The 18,048-nt window shown below is 62.9% G+C and carries 12 protein-coding genes and 3 tRNA genes; 7 read left to right on the top strand and 8 right to left on the bottom strand.

Annotated features, from left to right (window positions below; translation table 11 throughout):
* Positions 1-125 precede the first annotated feature (125 nt).
* Complete coding sequence (locus A9O65_RS16480) at positions 126-1,616, bottom strand: SulP family inorganic anion transporter (protein WP_064702722.1); 1,491 nt, start codon at positions 1,614-1,616, stop codon at positions 126-128.
* Between the two features lie 565 nt (positions 1,617-2,181).
* Here A9O65_RS16480 and A9O65_RS17655 point away from each other — a divergent pair.
* From A9O65_RS17655 to A9O65_RS16465, 3 genes are all read left to right on the top strand, one after another.
* On the top strand, positions 2,182-2,385 hold the full coding sequence (locus tag A9O65_RS17655; protein WP_437438257.1) for a hypothetical protein: 204 nt from the start codon (positions 2,182-2,184) through the stop codon (positions 2,383-2,385).
* Between the two features lie 231 nt (positions 2,386-2,616).
* A complete protein-coding gene (mobH, locus tag A9O65_RS16470; protein WP_074749328.1) occupies positions 2,617-4,461 on the top strand; it encodes a MobH family relaxase in 1,845 nt (614 codons plus the stop codon).
* Positions 4,454-5,437, top strand: coding sequence for a tyrosine-type recombinase/integrase (locus A9O65_RS16465; RefSeq protein ID WP_175473465.1), 984 nt, complete (start codon positions 4,454-4,456; stop codon positions 5,435-5,437). Before mobH ends, A9O65_RS16465 begins: the two co-directional genes overlap by 8 nt.
* 200 nt (positions 5,438-5,637) lie before the next feature.
* On the opposite strand, the gene A9O65_RS16460 is transcribed toward A9O65_RS16465, so the two are convergent.
* From A9O65_RS16460 to A9O65_RS16445, 4 genes are all read right to left on the bottom strand, one after another.
* A tRNA-Asn gene (locus A9O65_RS16460) sits at positions 5,638-5,713 on the bottom strand.
* Positions 5,714-5,772: 59 nt separating this feature from the next.
* Positions 5,773-5,848, bottom strand: a tRNA-Asn gene (locus A9O65_RS16455).
* Between the two features lie 134 nt (positions 5,849-5,982).
* Positions 5,983-6,059 (bottom strand) — tRNA-Met (locus A9O65_RS16450).
* A 109-nt stretch (positions 6,060-6,168) separates the two neighbouring features.
* On the bottom strand, positions 6,169-7,113 hold the full coding sequence (locus A9O65_RS16445; RefSeq protein WP_064700688.1) for a choline ABC transporter substrate-binding protein: 945 nt from the start codon (positions 7,111-7,113) through the stop codon (positions 6,169-6,171).
* Between the two features lie 180 nt (positions 7,114-7,293).
* On the opposite strand from A9O65_RS16445, the gene betI reads away from it, so the two are divergent.
* The 4 genes from betI to A9O65_RS16425 all read left to right on the top strand — a co-directional run bounded on the left by betI (position 7,294) and on the right by A9O65_RS16425 (position 13,991).
* Complete coding sequence (gene betI, locus A9O65_RS16440) at positions 7,294-7,944, top strand: transcriptional regulator BetI (protein WP_425292860.1); 651 nt, start codon at positions 7,294-7,296, stop codon at positions 7,942-7,944.
* Between the two features lie 11 nt (positions 7,945-7,955).
* Positions 7,956-9,425, top strand: coding sequence for a betaine-aldehyde dehydrogenase (gene betB / locus A9O65_RS16435; RefSeq protein ID WP_064700690.1), 1,470 nt, complete (start codon positions 7,956-7,958; stop codon positions 9,423-9,425).
* Positions 9,426-9,600: 175 nt separating this feature from the next.
* Complete coding sequence (gene betA, locus A9O65_RS16430; protein WP_064702721.1) at positions 9,601-11,292, top strand: choline dehydrogenase; 1,692 nt, start codon at positions 9,601-9,603, stop codon at positions 11,290-11,292.
* A gap of 251 nt (positions 11,293-11,543) precedes the next feature.
* Positions 11,544-13,991, top strand: a complete 2,448-nt coding sequence (locus tag A9O65_RS16425) for an acyl-CoA dehydrogenase (protein WP_064700692.1) — start codon at positions 11,544-11,546, stop codon at positions 13,989-13,991.
* Between the two features lie 63 nt (positions 13,992-14,054).
* Here the strand turns inward: A9O65_RS16425 and A9O65_RS16420 are convergent, their stop codons facing one another.
* The 3 genes from A9O65_RS16420 to A9O65_RS16410 all read right to left on the bottom strand — a co-directional run bounded on the left by A9O65_RS16420 (position 14,055) and on the right by A9O65_RS16410 (position 17,900).
* Positions 14,055-15,854, bottom strand: coding sequence for an SLC13 family permease (locus A9O65_RS16420; RefSeq protein WP_064702720.1), 1,800 nt, complete (start codon positions 15,852-15,854; stop codon positions 14,055-14,057).
* Between the two features lie 134 nt (positions 15,855-15,988).
* Complete coding sequence (locus A9O65_RS16415; protein ID WP_064700694.1) at positions 15,989-16,558, bottom strand: carboxymuconolactone decarboxylase family protein; 570 nt, start codon at positions 16,556-16,558, stop codon at positions 15,989-15,991.
* A 13-nt stretch (positions 16,559-16,571) separates the two neighbouring features.
* Entirely contained in the window at positions 16,572-17,900 is a 1,329-nt protein-coding gene (locus A9O65_RS16410) for an aspartate aminotransferase family protein (protein ID WP_064702719.1), read from the bottom strand.
* Positions 17,901-18,048: the final 148 nt, after the last annotated feature.

The raw sequence follows: 18,048 nt of genomic DNA, 5'->3' as shown, positions 1-18,048 counted from the left end.
GCGTTAGAGGTGAGTCATACCCATCCAGCACTGACGATGCCGAACGGGGGTAAGGTCTCCTGTCTGGCGCCTCATGGCCCTCCGCCCCAGAGGGTTGCTCCGGGACGGGATGGGCTGCGAGGGCGTCAATGGCCGCCCATCAGTTTCTCGACCGCCTCTGGGTCATCGTGGATGGCATAGCGATCGACGATGGTGGCGCTGGCCTCGTTGAGACCGATCATCTCCACTTCGGTCCCTTCACGCCGGAACTTGATTACCGCCCGATCCAGCGCCTGGACAGCGGTGATATCCCAGAAATGGGCACGGGACAGGTCGATGGTGACTTTTTCCACGCTTTCCTTGAAATCGAAGGCCGCGGCAAAGCGCTCAGATGAGGCGAAGAACACCTGCCCGACAATCTTGTAGATTCGATGGCGGCCCGGTTCAGCTTCCTCGCTGCCGATATAGAGAATATTGCCGACCTTGTTGGCGAAGAACAGTGCGGCCAGCAGCACGCCCACAAAGACACCGATGGCCAGATTATGGGTACCCACAGTGACCGCCACGGTAACGACCATGACGATGTTGGAACTCATCGGGTGTTTCTTCAGGTCGCGGATGGAACTCCAGCTGAAGGTCCCAATGGCGACCATGATCATCACCGCCACCAGGGCAGCCATGGGAATCTGGGAGACCCAGTCGGCGAGGAAGACCACCATCATCAGCAACGCCACGCCAGCGATCAGCGTCGACATACGGCGACGGCCGCCGGATTTGATGTTGATGACCGACTGGCCGATCATCGCGCAACCCGCCATGCCGCCGAGCAAGCCAGCGCCAATGTTGGCGATCCCCTGCCCCTTGCACTCATGGTTCTTGTTGCTGCTAGTGTCGGTGAGGTCATCGATGATGGTGGCGGTCATCATCGACTCTAGCAGGCCCACCACCGTCAGCATCAGGGAGTAAGGCAGGATGATCATCAGGGTCTCGAGGTTGAGCGGCACCTCGGGCCACAGAAATACCGGCAGACTATCGGGCAGCTCCCCCATATCACCTACGCTACGAATTTCCATGCCGGTGGCCATGTAGACAATGGTCAGCACCACGATGCAGACCAATGGCGAGGGGAGCGACTTTCCAATGACCGGTATATACGGAAACCCATAAATGATGATCAGGCCCGCTGCCGTCATGGCGTAGACATGCCAGGTAACGTCCGTCAGTTCGGGAAGCTGGGCCATGAAGATCAGGATCGCCAGGGCATTGACGAATCCGGTGACCACCGAGCGCGACACGAAGCGCATCAGATCGGCCAGGCGCAGGTAGCCGGCGATGATCTGCAGCACACCGGTCAACAGAGTCGCGGCCAGCAGGTATTCAAGCCCATGCTCCTTGACCAGCGTTACCATCAGCAGTGCCATGGCACCAGTGGCGGCCGAAACCATCCCGGAGCGACCGCCGGCGAAGGCGATGATCACGCAGATAGCGAAGGAGGCGTAGAGACCGACCTTGGGATCGACCCCGGCGATGATGGAAAAGGCGATAGCCTCGGGGATCAATGCCAGTGCGACGACAATGCCTGCGAGGGCATCGCCCTTGAGGTTGGAGAACCAACTCAGTTTCATTTTTTCGTACATGCAGCTGCCTAGCCAGGTGGGAGCGGAATTGATGCCTTCTTCGCTTGATAATACGCACGCACGTAAGCTGGCCTTTCCTTCACCCAAAAATGAGGAAAAGTCGAACAATACCTGGCGTATCTGTACGCACAGGAGGCGGCTTTATAGCGACAAGGCTAAGCAGGGAGGTAACCCTTCGAAAATAGGGTTATTCCCTAAAGATAGGGGGGAGGAGAACGCTAGGGTGGAGTCATCAGCCCAGTTGGCTTGATCGTCATATCGTACTGTTCCCTTGTAGCTTGATGATTGGCAACAGTTTTCAGACTTTCGTCTGAATATCTCTGCATCGTCCGGCGCGCAGTCTATCAAATCTGATAGCCCCTTGCACCCTACCGATAGCACCCTCGCCCTCCTTGCACACTAGCTACGCTCTTTTCTACTGCTCGCCTCAACCACCTTGCTGGGCGTGGTGCTCAATGTGCTTCTGGCGTGGCTTGATTGCTGTTCTCGGCCTGAGACGGTCAAACATCCCCGCACACGGGAGTTGATCAACTTCACCAAGTCGATCTTTGATGACGAGTCGACGATGCCCAAGGAGGACGAGCTGGTCGCGATGTCTCGGTCGGAGAAGGCTAAGGGCCGCAAGATCCTGGTCTACTCCACCTATACCGGCAAGCGTGACACGACGAGCCGACTGAAGCGCATCCTTGAGCAGGCAGGATTGAAAGTGGCCGTGCTGCGCTCGAGCGTCGACACCAGCCGTCGCGAGGACTGGATTGCGGACAGGTAGAGAAAGGTATCGATGTCCTGATCACCAATCCCGAGTTGGTGAAGACGGGACTGGACCTTCTCGACACCCGCCAGGCTCTATGGAATGCCCCGGGGCAGCAGTTCTTGGGGAAAGGTCTCGCTCCCGCCCTATCGATATAGAAAACCCCCGCGCTGGACTTAACATTCTCCCTGTACCACACATCCGATATCCGCTCAGATACCGCGAGTCATCCCTATCAAGGTACTGAGAATGCTCGGCTTGTTTCGGACAGCCAGGAAAACACGGCAGCGCAGCGAGGAGGCGGACTGGCTCAGCCCTCAACCGGGTGGGCAACTGCTGCAGTCCCCCTACCGACAACAACTGATCGGGGCGCTCTGGGACATGTGCTCCATGTCCCGCCAGGTCTTTGTCGACTACGTCCAGGCACCAATCGAACGGTATGCCGAGTTGGTCCAGGAATTGCCGGCCTCCGAGTCCCACCACCATGCCTATCGTGGCGGGATGCTGGATCATGGCCTGGAGGTGGTGTGCTACGCCATGCGACTACGCCGACAGCACTTGCTGCCGCCCGGTGCGTCACCGGAAGAACAGACCGCCGTCGGCGAACTGTGGACGGTGGCCATCCTCTATGCCGCCCTGCTGCACGATGTCGCCAAGATTATCGTCGACATCGAGATCCACCTGATCAGTGGCCGGCGGTGGCACCTCTGGCATGGTCCCATCCCTGAATCCTATCGGGTCCGCTACCGAGAGGATCGTGACTACCACCTGCATGAGACCACCAACCTTCTGCTGGCCCAGCAGATCCTGTCACCGAAGACTTTGGACTGGCTCTACAGCGAGCCCCGTTTGTTCGGGACGATGATGTACGCCGTCAGTGGCGTGCCAGAACGTGGCGGCATCATCAGTGAAATAGTCGGCCAGGCCGATCGCACCAGTGTCTCGAAAGCGCTGGGCGGGGATCCGAACAAGGCCTTCGAGGCCCCGACCCAATCGCTGCAGCGCAAGTTGGCCGATGGCCTGCGGTATCTCGTCAAGGAGAAGCTGGGCATCAATCAGCCTGGCGCCCCGCTTTACCTGACCGACGACGCCCTGTGGCTGGTCTCACCTCGCGTGCCGCGAGAGTTGAAGGGCTATCTGCTGGAAAATGGGGTAGGTGGCATCCCGGGCGATGACACTCGGCTCTATGACGAGATGCAGGCGCATGGGCTGATCGAAGCCAATCCCCAGGGCCAATCAGTTTGGCCGGTAACCATCGTGAAGGAAGACTGGTCCGTCGACCTGTCGTGCCTGCGTGTCCCTCCGGCCCTGATCTGGCCATCGGCAGAGCAACGGCCCGAGTCCTGGTCGGGCACCCTGACGGTCCGAGAGAAAGCCTCGAAGAAGGGCAAGAAAGACCAGGCCGAGGCGGATGCGACTCAAGCGCCGGTCGAGACAGCTCCAACCGCTGCCGGCACGACATCGCCCTCTCCGCCTTCATCGGCCGAGTCGTCGGCAACGCCCGCGACTGACGCTTCCGAGCAGGACACGAGCACATCCGCGACGGAAGTGCCCGGGCTGGACACGGACTCCCTGATCGACCTGGTCACCGGTGGCGAGACTGCCAACGCTACGACGCCGGCGGACAATGCCCAGGCAGAAAGACCGTCTCCGGTAGCCGCCACGGCTGAGGTCGACACCACGTCACAGTCCGCACCGATAACGAAAGGCAAGACACTGGGTGAAACGTTTCTGCAATGGTTACAGGATGGGGCGAAGAGCCACCGCCTGCTAGTGAATGCCCCCAAGGCGCAAGTCCACGGTGTCGATGACACCTGGTTGATCGTCAGTCCCGGCATTTTCCGTCGCTTCTGCCACGCGCATGACGGCGCTAGTTGGACGGAGGTTCAACAACAATTCCAAAAGCTCGGCCTGCACAAAGTTAGGGACGACGGCACCAACATCCATAGCGCTCGCGTCGATGGGCAGAACAAGAAGGGACGCCTCGTCAAGGGCTACATCCTGAAACGCGCTGATGTTCTTCCGATTGAACAGCGCAACAACCCCTTTTTGTCACTCATCGCACATCACGAAAAGGATCTTCCCGATGCCTAAGCTCGATACCACGTCGCTGCCAGACCTCGACAACATCACCTTCCCTGACCTATTGACGGAATATTTCTTCGAGAAGTGGCTGAGCCCCTATACACGACGCTCATACGAAGTGCCTGTTCGACGCTTTCGGCATTTCCTGGGTGATGCAGCCCATCCCGGCGATGTATCAAGGAGGATCGTGCTCCGCTGGCGATCCGCCATACTATGTTCACCCCACAGCCCGGATGGTCTATCAACGACCAGTTGGAACAACTATGTCCGACATTTGCGAGCGCTGTACAATTTCGGTATGGAGCGCGCCTTCATCCCGCTTGACGAAAACCCCTTTCAAGGCGTTGCCGTTCGGGAAACGCATCAGCGTCCGAAGGTCCTGAAAGATGGGGATCTGCCTCGCGCACATGCAGCCCTTGATGAGTGCCGACGCATCGAAGTCGAACAACACCGCCCCAGCCACCTCCATCCCGCATGGTTCTGGCGGATCGTGGTCGAAACCTTTTACTACACGGGGATACGGCTGAACCAGCTACTCCACATTAAAAGAGGCGATATTGACTTGCACAACCGGCGGTTCATCGCATCGGCTGACGGGGCGAAAAACGGTCGGGAAAATATTCTGCCGATCATTGAGCCACTTTACCCACACTTGTACACCCTGGTGAAGGCAGCCAGCGCCATAGGGGTCCGGAATGGGGACCAGCTGTTCAATGTCAACCGCTTCTCCGAGCGCCACCGACGCCACGAGATGAACACGGATCAAGTGGAGAGATTCTTCAAGCGACTGTCCCACTACAGTGGAAGTCGCATCACGCCCCACCGCTTCCGGCATACGCTGGCAACGTCGTTGATGCGCAGCCCTGGGCGAAACCTGCACCTGACCCAGGCAGTCTGTGGCCACAGCAATATCCGCTCGACGCTGACCTATGTACATCACGATGTCGAAACGTTGCGGCAATACCTCGAGCAACGGGGGGAGTAACGCGCCGGAGGGGCAGATGCGGTATCATGGCAGCCCTTGACAGCAGGGCGTGCGTCGTCTGAAATGAACCACGTCATATATGGAGGTTGCATTGGTATTGCATCTGGTCCATAGGACTGTCGCTGCTGAGAGCGGTACTGAACCATCGGAACGTGGAATGATGCTGCACATGCCCGAAGAGGGACAAGAGGTAGGAAAGGTGGCTCCCCGAGCAGGACTCGAACCTGCGACCCAGTGATTAACAGTCACTTGCTCTACCAACTGAGCTATCGGGGAATGACCTTCAAATTGTGCTCACATTCTACACGGTGTTCGCCCTTGATAAAACAAGGTGTTGGCTCCCCGAGCAGGACTCGAACCTGCGACCCAATGATTAACAGTCATTTGCTCTACCAACTGAGCTATCGGGGAACGACCTCGAACACGGGGCGTAGTATACGGATCGGCTCGGCAACGTCAAGTCGCTCCGACGATATCCGCCCCAGCGTGGCCCCAATGCAAGACGCCCGCTCGGCATGACCGAACGGGCGTCTTCTCGATATCCCTGGTGGCTACGCCCTGACTCGAACAGGGGACCCCATCATTATGAGTGATGTGCTCTAACCAACTGAGCTACGTAGCCATTTTCACGCCGCGGGCACATGCCTCGACGACGGGGGAGGATTATGCACGGCGGCTTGCGCCAAGGCAAGTCCGACTCCCCCCCCGAACAGGGACTATTCGAGCGCGGCTTACTCCTCGATGGACAGCGCCGCTTTCACCGCCGGCAGCGCCGGTTCGCCGGCCTGGGTCGTCACGCCCTCGAGCCAGCCATCAAGCACCTGAGGATGAGCCCTGAGATACTCCGCCGCTGCCTGACGAGGATCGGCACCCTCCTCCATGATGGCCCCCATCAGCTGGTTCTCCATCTCCAGGGTGAAGCTCAGGTTGTCCAGCAGATTGCCGACATTGGGGCATTCCTCGGCATAGCCGGCCCGGGTGTTGGTATACACCGTGGCGCCGCCCAGGTTCGGGCCGAAATAGTCATCGGCGCCCTCGAGGTAGGCCATGTCGAAATTGGTGTTCATCGGGTGCGGCTCCCACCCCAGAAAGACCATCCATTTCTCGTCGGGAACCCGCGCCTTCAACTCGGCCAGCATGCCGGCCTCGCTGGAATCGACCAGTTGCCAGTCACCCAGGCCGAAGGCATCGTCGTCGATCATCTGCTGGATCATCTCGTTGCCGTCGTTCCCGGCTTCGATGCCATGCAGCTGATGAGAGAAACGCTCGGCATGCTCGTCCAGGTCGGCCACCGAGGTCACGCCGGCGTCATGAACATACTGCGGCACCGCCAGCGTGTACTTGGCTCCCTCCAGATTGGCCCCCAGGCGTTCCACTTCGCCGCGCTCCACGTACGGATCGCTGATCGAGGCCATGGACGGCATCCAGTTGCCGAGGAAGACATCGAAATCGCCGTTTTTCATGCCCGAATAGGCGATGGGCACCGAGACAGTGTCGATGCGGGTCTCATAGCCCATGGCCTCGAGCACTTCGGTGGTCAGCGCTGTGGTGGCGGTGATGTCCGTCCAGCCCACTTCGGCGAAACGCACCGGCTGGCAACTGTCGTCGGCGGCCATCACCGGCGAGGCGGAAACCGCGAGCGCGGCGGTTGCCAATCCCATGGTCATCTTGTTCATTGATCGCTCTCCCTTGAATTGGAAGGTGGATAGTCGGCGTGAATCTTCCGACAATGGGCACCACGCCCACTGGGGCGTGAGACTGCCCGTCGCCATTTTTATTAATTGAACATTCAATAAAAAAATGGCAGACTGGCTTTATCTTAATCATGCTAGACCGCATGGTTGCAAGATGGACACATGAGAGGAGTCAGCAAGGTGCCCAAGGTCGGAATGGAACCTATCCGTCGCCAACAGCTGATCAAGGCCACCATGGCCGCTATCGACGAGGTTGGCCTGGCCGATGCCACGGTGATGCGCATCGCGCGGCATGCCGGTGTTTCCGCCGGCATCATCAGTCACTATTTTGGCGGCAAGGATGGCCTGATGGAGGCGACGATGCGCCAGATCCTCAACGACCTGGGGGAAGCCGTCTCGGCGCGACGCAACGCCTTGTCGACGACCTCGCCCAGAGCGCACCTCGAAGCGATCATCGATGGCAACTTCGACCGCAGCCAGGTCACCGGCCCCGTGGCCAAGACCTGGCTGGCGTTTTGGGCCAGCAGCATGCACCAACCACAACTGCAGCGCCTGCAGAACGTCAATGACCGCCGCCTGTATGCCAATCTCTGTCACCAGTTTCGTTTCCTGATGCCACGCGAGCAGGCTCGTGATGCCGCCCGTGCCCTGGCCGCGATGATCGATGGTCTCTGGCTGCGCGGCGCCCTGACGCCCGAGGGCCTGGATACCGACCGTGCGCGACGCCTGGCCCGAGAGTATCTCGATCAATTGCTGCAGTCCCACGACGCACGGTCTTCTCGACCTTCACACGAACCTCAACCCGAGTCCTGACGGGAGCCAACATGACACAGCTCGATACTCAGACCCTCTACATCGACGGCCGCCGTGTGGACGCCACCTCCGGCGAGACTTTCCCGGTCGTGAATCCCTTCGACGGCAGCCGCCTGGCCGATATCCAGCAGGCCAGCGAAGCGGACGTCGACGCCGCCGTCGATGCCGCCCGCCGTGGCCAGCGGACCTGGGCCGCCATGACCGGCGTGGAGCGCGGCCGTATCCTGAATCGTGCCGTGGCGCTCTTGAGGGAGCGCAATGACGAGATCGCCGAACTGGAAACGCGCAACACCGGCAAGCCGATCAGCGAGACCGCCGAGGTGGACATCGTCACCGGCGCCGACGTCCTCGAGTACTACGCCGGTCTGGCCGGCGCCATCGAGGGCAGCCAGATTCCGCTTCGCGACTCCTCCTTCGTCTATACTCGTCGCGAGCCGCTGGGTGTGATCGGTGCCATCGGCGCCTGGAACTACCCCATCCAGATCGCCTGCTGGAAGTCCGCCCCGGCACTGGCAGCCGGCAACGCCGTGGTCTTCAAGCCCAGCGAGGTCACCCCGCTGACCGCCATGGTGCTCGCCGAGATCTTCACCGAGGCCGGCATGCCCGATGGCGTCTTCAACGTCATTCATGGCGATGCTCGGGTCGGTCAGTTGATCACCGGCCATGCTGGTATCGATAAGGTCTCCTTCACCGGCGAGGTCGGCACCGGCAAAAAGGTAATGTCGGCCTCAGCCGCCTCCACCCTCAAGGACGTGACCATGGAACTGGGCGGCAAGTCGCCGTTGATCGTCTTCGACGACGCCGACCTGGACCGCGCCGCCGACGCTGCCATGATGGCCAACTTCTATTCCAGCGGGCAGATCTGCACCAACGGCACCCGAGTCTTCGTCGACCGCCGCGTCAAGGAGGCCTTCGAAGCGAAGATCGCCGAGCGTGTAGCACGCATCAAGCCCGGCGATCCGCTGGATCCGTCGGTCAACTTCGGCCCGCTGGTCAGCTTCGAACACCAGGAAAAGGTGCTCTCCTACATCGCGCTGGGCAAGCAAGAAGGTGCCCGCGTGCTGGCCGGTGGCGAAGCCTGGGACCAGGGTGATTACAGCACCGGCGCCTGGGCCGCGCCCACGGTGTTCACCGACTGCGACGACAGCATGCGTATCGTCCGCGAGGAGATCTTCGGCCCGGTGATGTCGATCCTGGCCTTCGACGACGAAGAGGAAGTGATCCGTCGCGCCAACGACACCACCTACGGCCTGGCCGCCGGTGTCTTCACCGAGGGGCTCAATCGCGCCCACCGCGTGATTCATCGCCTCGAGGCCGGTATCTGCTGGGTCAACACCTGGGGCGAGTCCCCCGCCGAAATGCCGGTGGGCGGCTACAAGCAGTCCGGCGTGGGCCGTGAGAACGGCCTCGAGACCCTGGCCCACTACACGCAGACCAAGTCGGTTCAGGTCGAGATGGGGCCCTTCGAGTCGGTGTTCTGATCGCTACTTGGCGCTATTCGCGAGATGAGCGCCGGAGATAAGGCGACGCGAGGGTCATCCGCCATGCATGGCGGATGACCCCCCAGGAATGGGGTGACAGCACCCTCGCGCAGGCTTTTCGCCGGTAAAGCCCATCTTTCACCGAGCTCTTTTTGTCATTGCCCAGGGAGGCTCCATGTCCCAGATCCGTGAATTCGACTACGTCATCATCGGTGCCGGCTCCGCCGGCAATGTCCTGGCCACTCGACTGACCGAGGACCCGGACGTCAAGGTCCTGCTGCTCGAGGCCGGCGGCCCCGACTATCGCTTCGACTTCCGTACCCAGATGCCGGCGGCGCTGGCCTACCCGCTGCAGGGCAAGCGTTACAATTGGGCCTTCGAGACCGATCCCGAGCCGTACATGAACGGTCGACGCATGGAGTGCGGTCGCGGCAAGGGTCTCGGCGGCTCCTCGCTGATCAACGGCATGTGCTACATCCGCGGCAACGCCCTGGACTACGACAACTGGGCCAAGCGCGGCGGCCTGGAGGACTGGACCTACGCCGACTGCCTGCCCTACTTCCGCAAGGCCGAGACGCGCGACATCGGCCCCAACGACTATCACGGCGGCGATGGCCCGGTCAGCGTCACCACGCCGAAGGAAGGGAACAACCCGCTCTATCACGCCTTCATCGAGGCTGGCCAGCAGGCCGGCTATCCGGCGACGGAAGACGTCAACGGCTACCAGCAGGAAGGCTTCGGCCCGATGGATCGGTTCGTCACGCCGAACGGTCGCCGTGCCTCCACGGCACGCGGCTATCTCGACCAGGCCAAGTCGCGCTCGAACCTGACCATCGAGACCCACGCCACCACCGACGTCATCACCTTCGAGGGCAAGCGCGCCACGGGAGTTCGTTACGCGCGCAAGGGGCAGCCCCAGGAAGTGCGTGCACGCCGCGAAGTGCTGCTGTGCGCCGGCGCCATCGCCTCGCCGCAGATCCTTCAACGCTCCGGCGTGGGACCGCAGGACGTGCTCGATGAATTCGGCATCGAGCCGGTCCAGGTCAACGAGAACGTCGGTGCCCACCTGCAGGATCACCTGGAGATGTACATCCAGTACGAATGCACTCAGCCGATCTCGCTGTACCCGGCCCTGAAATGGTGGAACCAGCCAAAGATCGGTGCCGAGTGGCTCTTCATGGGTAGCGGCGTGGGTGCCAGCAACCAGTTCGAGGCGGCCGGCTTCATCCGTACCCGCGACGAGGAAGAATGGCCCAACCTGCAGTACCACTTCCTGCCCATCGCCATCAGCTATAACGGCAAGAGCGCGGTCCAGGCCCATGGCTTCCAGGCCCACGTCGGTTCGATGCGCTCCGAGAGCGAAGGACGGGTACGCCTGACGTCCCGCGATCCCGCGGCGGCGCCCAGCATCCTGTTCAACTACATGTCCACCGACAAGGACTGGCAGGAGTTCCGTGACGCCATTCGCCTGACCCGAGAGATCATCGCGCAACCAGCCTTCGATGCCTATCGTGGCCGCGAGATCTCCCCTGGCCCGAACGTGCAGTCCGACGACGAGCTCGACGCCTTCGTCCGCGAGCACGCCGAGACTGCCTACCACCCCTGTGGCAGTTGCCGCATGGGCGAAGGCGATGACGCTGTGGTCGACGGCGCCGGACGTGTCCACGGGCTCGAGGGCCTGAGGGTGGTCGATGCGTCGCTGTTCCCGGTGATTCCCACCGGCAACCTCAACGCCCCGACGATCATGCTGGCCGAGAAGATGGCCGACAAGATCCGGGGACACGAACCGCTGCCGAGGAGCGAGGCCCCCTATTATGTCGCCAATGGCGCCCCGGCTCGTCAGACGCCCATGCGCCGACTCGACTGAGTCCGTCCCGCTCCGTGCCATGACGCCCCGCCTGCCCCGCAGCGCGGGGCGCTTCTTTGTGGCGTCGACGCACGCCAGCAAGGAGTATCGGATCGCCTCGCAGAACGTCGCGAACGTATCGGTGGATCAGCCCTCACGAGAATGCTGGGACAACATTCAATCCGCTGGCCGCTTGCAGCGAACTGAGCTATTCTGCAAGAATTCAAACAGATGTTCGAATCCTTGCCAATGATAACGAACCGGAGACTCTCATGCTGACCCTGATCCTGCTCGTGCTGGCCATAATCGGCCTGCTCATCGTGATGCGCCGCGAGGCCGGGGCCTTGCCGGCACTGGCGGTCACCGGCGTCACCGGCCTGATCGGTGTACTGGCCGGCGCACCGGTGATCGGCGTATTGCTGCTGATCGCCACCGCCGGTATCGCCGCCTGCGGCCTGCCGGGGCTGCGACGCGCCTGGCTGACGCCGCGGCTGTTCGCGATGTTCAAGAAGGTCGCCCCCAAGGTCTCGGATACTGAACGCACCGCTCTGGAAGCCGGCAGCGTGGCCTGGGACGGCCAGCTTTTCTCCGGTCGCCCTGACTGGCAACGCTTGCTGGCCTTCCGCGACGATGGCCTGACCGATGAGGAACGCGCCTTCGTCGATCACCAGTGCAGCGTCGCCGCCGGCATGTGCAATGCCTGGGACATCGCCCGCGAGCGTGCCGACCTGCCCCAGGAGCTCTGGGACTACCTCAAGCGCGAGCGCTTCTTCGGCATGATCATCCCCAAGGAGTACGGCGGCCTGGGCTTCTCCGCCAAGGCGCAGTCGACAGTCCTGCAGAAGCTGGCGATCAACGAGACCCTGATGGTCACCGTGGGCGTGCCCAACTCCCTCGGCCCGGGCGAGCTGCTGCTCAAGTACGGCACTCAGGAGCAGAAGGATCACTACCTGCCGCGCCTGGCCGACGGCCGCGAGATCCCCTGCTTCGGGCTGACCGGGCCGCGCGCGGGCAGCGATGCCACCTCGCTGCCGGACACCGGCATCGTGGTCAAGCGCAGCATCGACGGCGAGGAAGTGCTCGGCCTGGAGCTGACCTTCGAGAAACGCTGGATCACCCTGGCCCCCATCGCCAGTGTGGTCGGCCTGGCCTTCCGCCTGTTCGACCCCGATCACCTGCTCGGCGATGACGAGGATCGCGGCATCACCCTGGCGTTGATTCCCCGCGACACCGAAGGCATGCAGATCGGCCGTCGCCACCACCCCATCGGCAGCCCCTTCCTCAATGGCCCGATCAAGGGCGACAAGGTCTTCGTGCCGCTCTCGACCATCATCGGCGGTGAGGAAATGATCGGCCAGGGCTGGCGCATGCTGGTCGAGTGCCTGTCCGTCGGCCGCTGCATCACCCTGCCCTCCGGCGCCACCGGCACCGCCCGTTACGCCATCGGCTGGAGCGGCGGCTTTGCCCGCATTCGCCGCCAGTTCAACGTGCCGGTGGCCGAGATGGAAGGCGTCCAGGAACCCCTGGCTCGCATGAGCGCACTGGCCTACATCGCCCAGGCGGCCGTCTATCAGACCGCCAATACCATCGACCACGGCGAGAAGCCGGCCGTGCCCTCGGCGATTCTCAAGAGCCAGTTGACCGAGTTCCAGCGCGTCATCCTCGCCGATGCCATGGATATCCATGGCGGCAAGGCCGTGACGCTCGGGCCGCGCAACTATCTCGGCATCGGCTACAGCGCCAACCCGGTGGCCATCACCGTCGAGGGCGCCAACATCATGACGCGCAACCTGATGATCTTCGGCCAGGGCGCAATCCGCTGCCATCCCTACGTCCTCGAGGAACTGGCCGCCAAGGATGCCGACGATCCCAAGGCCTTCGACCAGGCCTTCTTCAACCACGCCGGCCTGATCCTCGGCAACGCCGCCCGCGCCCTGACCCAGGGGCTGGGCATCGGCAAGCCCAGCGTTCCCTTCGACGATGTCGCCGCGCCCTACGCCCGCGACATCGCACGCCTGTCCGCCGGCTTCGGCCTCGCCGCCGACGCCGCCATGGCCAGCCTCGGCTCGAAGCTCAAGCAGCGCGAGATGCTTTCCGCCCGGCTCGGCGACGTGCTCTCCAACCTCTATCTGGCCAGCATGCTGCTCAAGCAATGGCACGAAGGCGACCGCGTCGAGGGCGAGGACACCCTGCTGCACTATGCCGCCCGTCTGCTGCTGGGACGCGCCGAGCAGGCCTTCGTCGAGCTGTTCGAGAACCTGCCCAACCGCGCCCTCGGCCGCACACTGCGCCTGATCATCATGCCGCTCGGCCGGCGCTGGTCACGCCCGCAGGATGACCTGTCGCGAGCCATCGCCCAGTCCGTCTCCCGCGACAGCGCCCTGCGCCACAAGCTCATCAGCAATACCTGGGACACCGACGACGGCCCTCAGGACAATCCCCTGGCACGCTACAATGCCCTGCTGGCCACGCAGGAACGTGCCGAGGCCCTGTATCGCACGGTCGGCAAGGCACACGCCAAGGGCGAGATCCCGGCCGAGGCCCTGCATCCCGAACAGCAGGTGGAAGCCGCTCTCGCCGCCGGGCTGATCAGCGACGAGGACGCTACCTTCATGCGCCAGCGCGAGGCCGAGGTGCTGGACATGCTGACCGTGGATGACTTCGACTACGACGCCTTCGTCATCGACAAGTCCAAGGTGCTGCGTCACCACCCCGCCTGATCCACGCTTCTCACCGTCACTCGATGCCCCGGCCCTGCGCCGGGGCTTTTGCGATATTGGGCGCTACACGGGCCAGACCAGTAATACCATCGGCACGGTCACGACCATCACGACCAGCGACAGCGGCAGCCCCAGCCACCAGTAATCGCCGAAACGATAGCCGCCGGGTCCCATCACCAAGGTGTTGGATTGATGTCCGATAGGGGTCAGGAAAGCACAGGAGGCACTGACCGCCACCACCATCAGAAAGGGATCCAGGGAGGCATCGAATCCCTTGGCCAGGCTCGCCGCGATGGGCGCCATCAGCAAGGCCGCGGCGGCGTTGTTGACCACATTGGACAACAGGGTGCTCAACAGGAAGAGTCCCGCCAGGGTCACCACGACCGGCCACTCGCTGCCCAGCGCCAGCATCCCCTCGGCGATCAAGGCAGCACCGCCACTGGTTTCCAGCGTCTGGCCCACCGGAATCATCGCCCCCAGCAAGACGATCACCGGCCCGTCGATGGCCTGATATCCGTCGCGCAGCGGCAGCACGCCCACCAGCAGTGACACCAGCGCCGCCCCGGCCAGCGCCACCGAGGCTGGCAGCAGGTCCAGCACCATGGCCAGGATGGCGGCAGCGAAGATGGCCACCGACACTAGCAGCAGGCGCGGCTGACCAAGGCTCAAATCGCGCTTGGCCAGCGGCAGGCAGCCCAGGGTCGTCAGGCTGTCGGTAAGTTCATTCTCGCCTCCTTGCAGCAACAGCACGTCACCGGCCCGGAAGCGGATGTCCCGCAGCCGCTGATTGAGCCGGCCACCGTCACGGGCCACCGCCACCAGATGCAGGCCATACTGGTTGTGCAGGCGCAACTGGGCCACGGTACGGTTGATCATCATGGAGTCGTTTCTGACCACCGCCTCCACCAGATGCAGTCCCTCGGGATCGAAGGCCTCGCCTTCCTCGCGCTCTTCTTCCGACGCCGGCTCGTCGCCGGGTTCCGGCCCCATCTCCAGGCCCGCCTTGTCCTCGAGCAGCTTCATTTCCTCGGGGCCGGCCTCCACCAGCAGGATATCGCCCTCGCGCAACACGCCGTGAAACCTGTGCCCGGCGTGACGACGTTCGTCGCGAACCACCGCCAGTACCGGGATGTCCTCGTCGACGGCCTGGCGCAGATCAAGCAGGGTCCAGCCTTCCGCCTTGGCCTTTTCCGGCACGCGCAGCTCCACCAGGTAATGGGCGGTATCGAACATCGCCTCGGTGGACGCACTACCGGCACGCTTGGGCACCAGGCGCCAGCCCAGCAGCACGATGAAGGCGAGCCCGACCAGGGCGACCGTCGCCCCGACAGGAAAAAACGAGAACATGCCGAAGTTGTCGGCCCCAAGGGAGCCGCGATAACTGGAAATGATGATGTTGGGCGGCGTGCCGATCAGGGTGGTCAGGCCACCCAGCAGTGAACCGAAGGCCAGCGGCATCAGCAACAGTGACGGCGGCGTGCCGTGCTCCCGGGCCATGCGAATCGCGACCGGCAGCATCAACGCCAGGGCCCCGACATTGTTCATCACCCCGGAAAGCACCAGCACTGCACCAACCAGCACCAGTAGCTGCAGCAACAGGCGGTCACCGACCTTGAGCGCCTGCTCGGCGATCAGGTCGACCAGGCCGGAGCGTTCGAATCCACGACTGAGGACCAGCACCGCCGCCACCGTGATCACCGCCGGATGACCAAAGCCGAGAAATGCCTCCTCCGCCGGCACCAGACCCAGCAGTACCGCCGCCAGCAATGCGGCCAGGGCAACCAGGTCATAGCGAAATCGCCCCCAGATGAAGGCGGTCAGCGTCAAACCAAGAAGCGCAAAGACCAGGGTGCTATCATCCATGGCGTTCAGTCATCCATGACAAAGGAGATACCGCCAGCATAGCCGCATCGAACGCTTGAGGGACACTGTCGATGCAACCCGGCCGCCCGCCAACCGCTCAGTGCCTCAATGAAGGAACGGCATGCCACGGGGCGTCACGAGCCAGGCGGCTCGGCAAACGGCAGCGGGCCATCGCCGCGGCGCACCTCGAAGACGTTGAGCGTCATGGCCACCAGGGCGTAGTAGCCGAACACGCCCACCAGCTCGACCATCGCCGGCTCGCCGAAGACCGCCACGGCCTCGGCGTAGAGCGCCTCGTCGACGCGGCGGCTGGTATAGAGCGACTCACCCAGGCGCACCACCAACGCCTCGTCGTCGCGTTCGAAGGTCGGCTCGCGACCTTCGCGCAGGGCCTCGATCACCGCCTCGGCGACGCCGGCCTCACGGGCAATGGGTTCATGGATCTGCCACTCCGCCTGGGACTGCCACCAGGCAGCGGTGAACAGGATCGCCAGCTCGGTCAGCCGCAACTCCAGGCGCGTGCCGTAGCGGCAGAAGGCCCCCAGGCGCTGGGCGTGATCGGCCAGTTCCGGGCTGTGGATCCAGGCCAGAAAGGGGCCGTCCAGATTGCCGCGTGGGCCGCTGAGAATGGTGTCCAGAACACGGCGCTGCTCGGGGGCCATGTGCGCCTCGTTCAGCGGCGAGAGACGGGATTCGATCGACATCGGTCATGCTCCTTCAATGAGGGTCGATAACGCGCTTCAGGGTCGCATCGAGCTTGTCGACGATTTCATCCAGATGGGATTCCTCGAGAATGAACGGCGGTGCCAGCAGGATATGGTCACCTCGTTGGCCATCGAGGGTGCCGCCCATCGGATAGCACATCAGCCCCTCGTCCATGGCCGTGCGCTTGATGGCGGCATGCAGCTTGCAGGCCGGATCGAACGGCGTCTTGTCGCCGCGATCGGCCACCAGCTCGAGGCCGCGGAACAGCCCGCGCCCGCGAATATCGCCGACATGGGGATGATCGCCGAAACGCGCCTCGAGTCGCTGCTGCAGCCCGTCACCCAACCAGCGCACGCGGGCCATCAAATCGCGCGATTCGATGGCGCGTTGCACCGCCAACGCCGCGGCACAGGCAGTGGCGTGGCCAATGTAGGTATGGCCATGCTGAAAGAAGCCCGAGCCCTCGGCGATGGCCTCGCGGATGCGTTCGCTCACCAGGGTCGCGCCGATCGGCTGGTAACCGGCTCCCAATCCCTTGGCAATGGTTGTCAGGTCCGGTGCCACGCCCTCCTGTTCGGCGGCGAAGAGGCTGCCGGTACGCCCCATGCCGCACATCACCTCGTCGAGGATCAGCAGGATGCCGTGGCGATCGCAGATCTCGCGTACCCGCTTGAAGTAGCCCGGTACTGCCGGCACCGCGCCAAGCGTCGCGCCCACCACGGGCTCGGCCACGAAGGCCATCACCGTCTCCGGCCCCAGGCGCTGGATCTCGTCTCCGAGCTCCGCGGCCAGGCGCTCGCCATAGGCCTCCGGCGTCTCACCCGCGGCCTGGCCACGATAGGCATAACACGGGCTGACATGGCCGACCTCCACCAGCAGCGGCTCGAACGGACGCCGCCGCCAGGCGTTGCCGCCGGTGGCCAGCGCGCCCAGGGTGTTGCCGTGATAACTCTGCCGCCGCGCGATCAGGTGCCTGCGCTCGGGCTCGCCACGCTCTAGGAAATACTGGCGCGCCATTTTCAGCGCCGCCTCCACCGCCTCGGAGCCCCCCGAAACGAAATAGACCGATGACAACCCTTCCGGTGCCCGCTCGACCAGGAAATCGGCCAGCGCCTCCATCGGCTCGCTGGTGAAAAAGGAGGTATGCGCATAGGCGAGTCGACCGACCTGCTCGCGAACCGCCTCGATCACCTCGCCATCGCTGTGGCCCAGGCATGAGACGGCGGCGCCACCGCAGGCATCCAGGTAACGACGCCCCTCGGCGTCGATCAGATAAGGGCCCTCGCCACCCACGGCGGTGGGATAGCGCTGTTTCAGATGACGATGAAAGACGTGACTCATGCTGCCCTCCCGGGCTCTATAAGCAATAATATTTCTTATACTGTCAATAAGGAAATATATTTGCAAATATGAGCCCTGCCTCACTGACGCCACCTTCCCCGGACGCTACAATGCTCGTCCGTTCGCCAACCGCTCAGGATACCCCGGA

The sequence above is a fragment of the Halomonas caseinilytica genome (assembly GCF_001662305.1).
Classification (GTDB): Bacteria; Pseudomonadota; Gammaproteobacteria; order Pseudomonadales; family Halomonadaceae; genus Halomonas; species Halomonas caseinilytica.
Note: the sequence above shows the minus strand (reverse complement) of the source record. Positions and strands in the feature narration are given on the sequence as shown.

Excerpts from the sequence above, each read along its gene's own strand:
- A9O65_RS16425 (WP_064700692.1), top strand. The coding sequence starts at position 11,544 with ATGCTGACCCTGATCCTGCTCGTGCTGGCCATAATCGGCCTGCTCATC.
- A9O65_RS16445 (WP_064700688.1), bottom strand. The coding sequence starts at position 7,113 with ATGAACAAGATGACCATGGGATTGGCAACCGCCGCGCTCGCGGTTTCC.
- A9O65_RS16465 (WP_175473465.1), top strand. The coding sequence starts at position 4,454 with ATGCCTAAGCTCGATACCACGTCGCTGCCAGACCTCGACAACATCACC.
- A9O65_RS16415 (WP_064700694.1), bottom strand. The coding sequence starts at position 16,558 with ATGTCGATCGAATCCCGTCTCTCGCCGCTGAACGAGGCGCACATGGCC.
- A9O65_RS16420 (WP_064702720.1), bottom strand. The coding sequence starts at position 15,854 with ATGGATGATAGCACCCTGGTCTTTGCGCTTCTTGGTTTGACGCTGACC.
- A9O65_RS16480 (WP_064702722.1), bottom strand. The coding sequence starts at position 1,616 with ATGTACGAAAAAATGAAACTGAGTTGGTTCTCCAACCTCAAGGGCGAT.
- betI (WP_425292860.1), top strand. The coding sequence starts at position 7,294 with ATGAGAGGAGTCAGCAAGGTGCCCAAGGTCGGAATGGAACCTATCCGT.
- betA (WP_064702721.1), top strand. The coding sequence starts at position 9,601 with ATGTCCCAGATCCGTGAATTCGACTACGTCATCATCGGTGCCGGCTCC.
- A9O65_RS17655 (WP_437438257.1), top strand. The coding sequence starts at position 2,182 with ATGCCCAAGGAGGACGAGCTGGTCGCGATGTCTCGGTCGGAGAAGGCT.
- mobH (WP_074749328.1), top strand. The coding sequence starts at position 2,617 with ATGCTCGGCTTGTTTCGGACAGCCAGGAAAACACGGCAGCGCAGCGAG.
- betB (WP_064700690.1), top strand. The coding sequence starts at position 7,956 with ATGACACAGCTCGATACTCAGACCCTCTACATCGACGGCCGCCGTGTG.
- A9O65_RS16410 (WP_064702719.1), bottom strand. The coding sequence starts at position 17,900 with ATGAGTCACGTCTTTCATCGTCATCTGAAACAGCGCTATCCCACCGCC.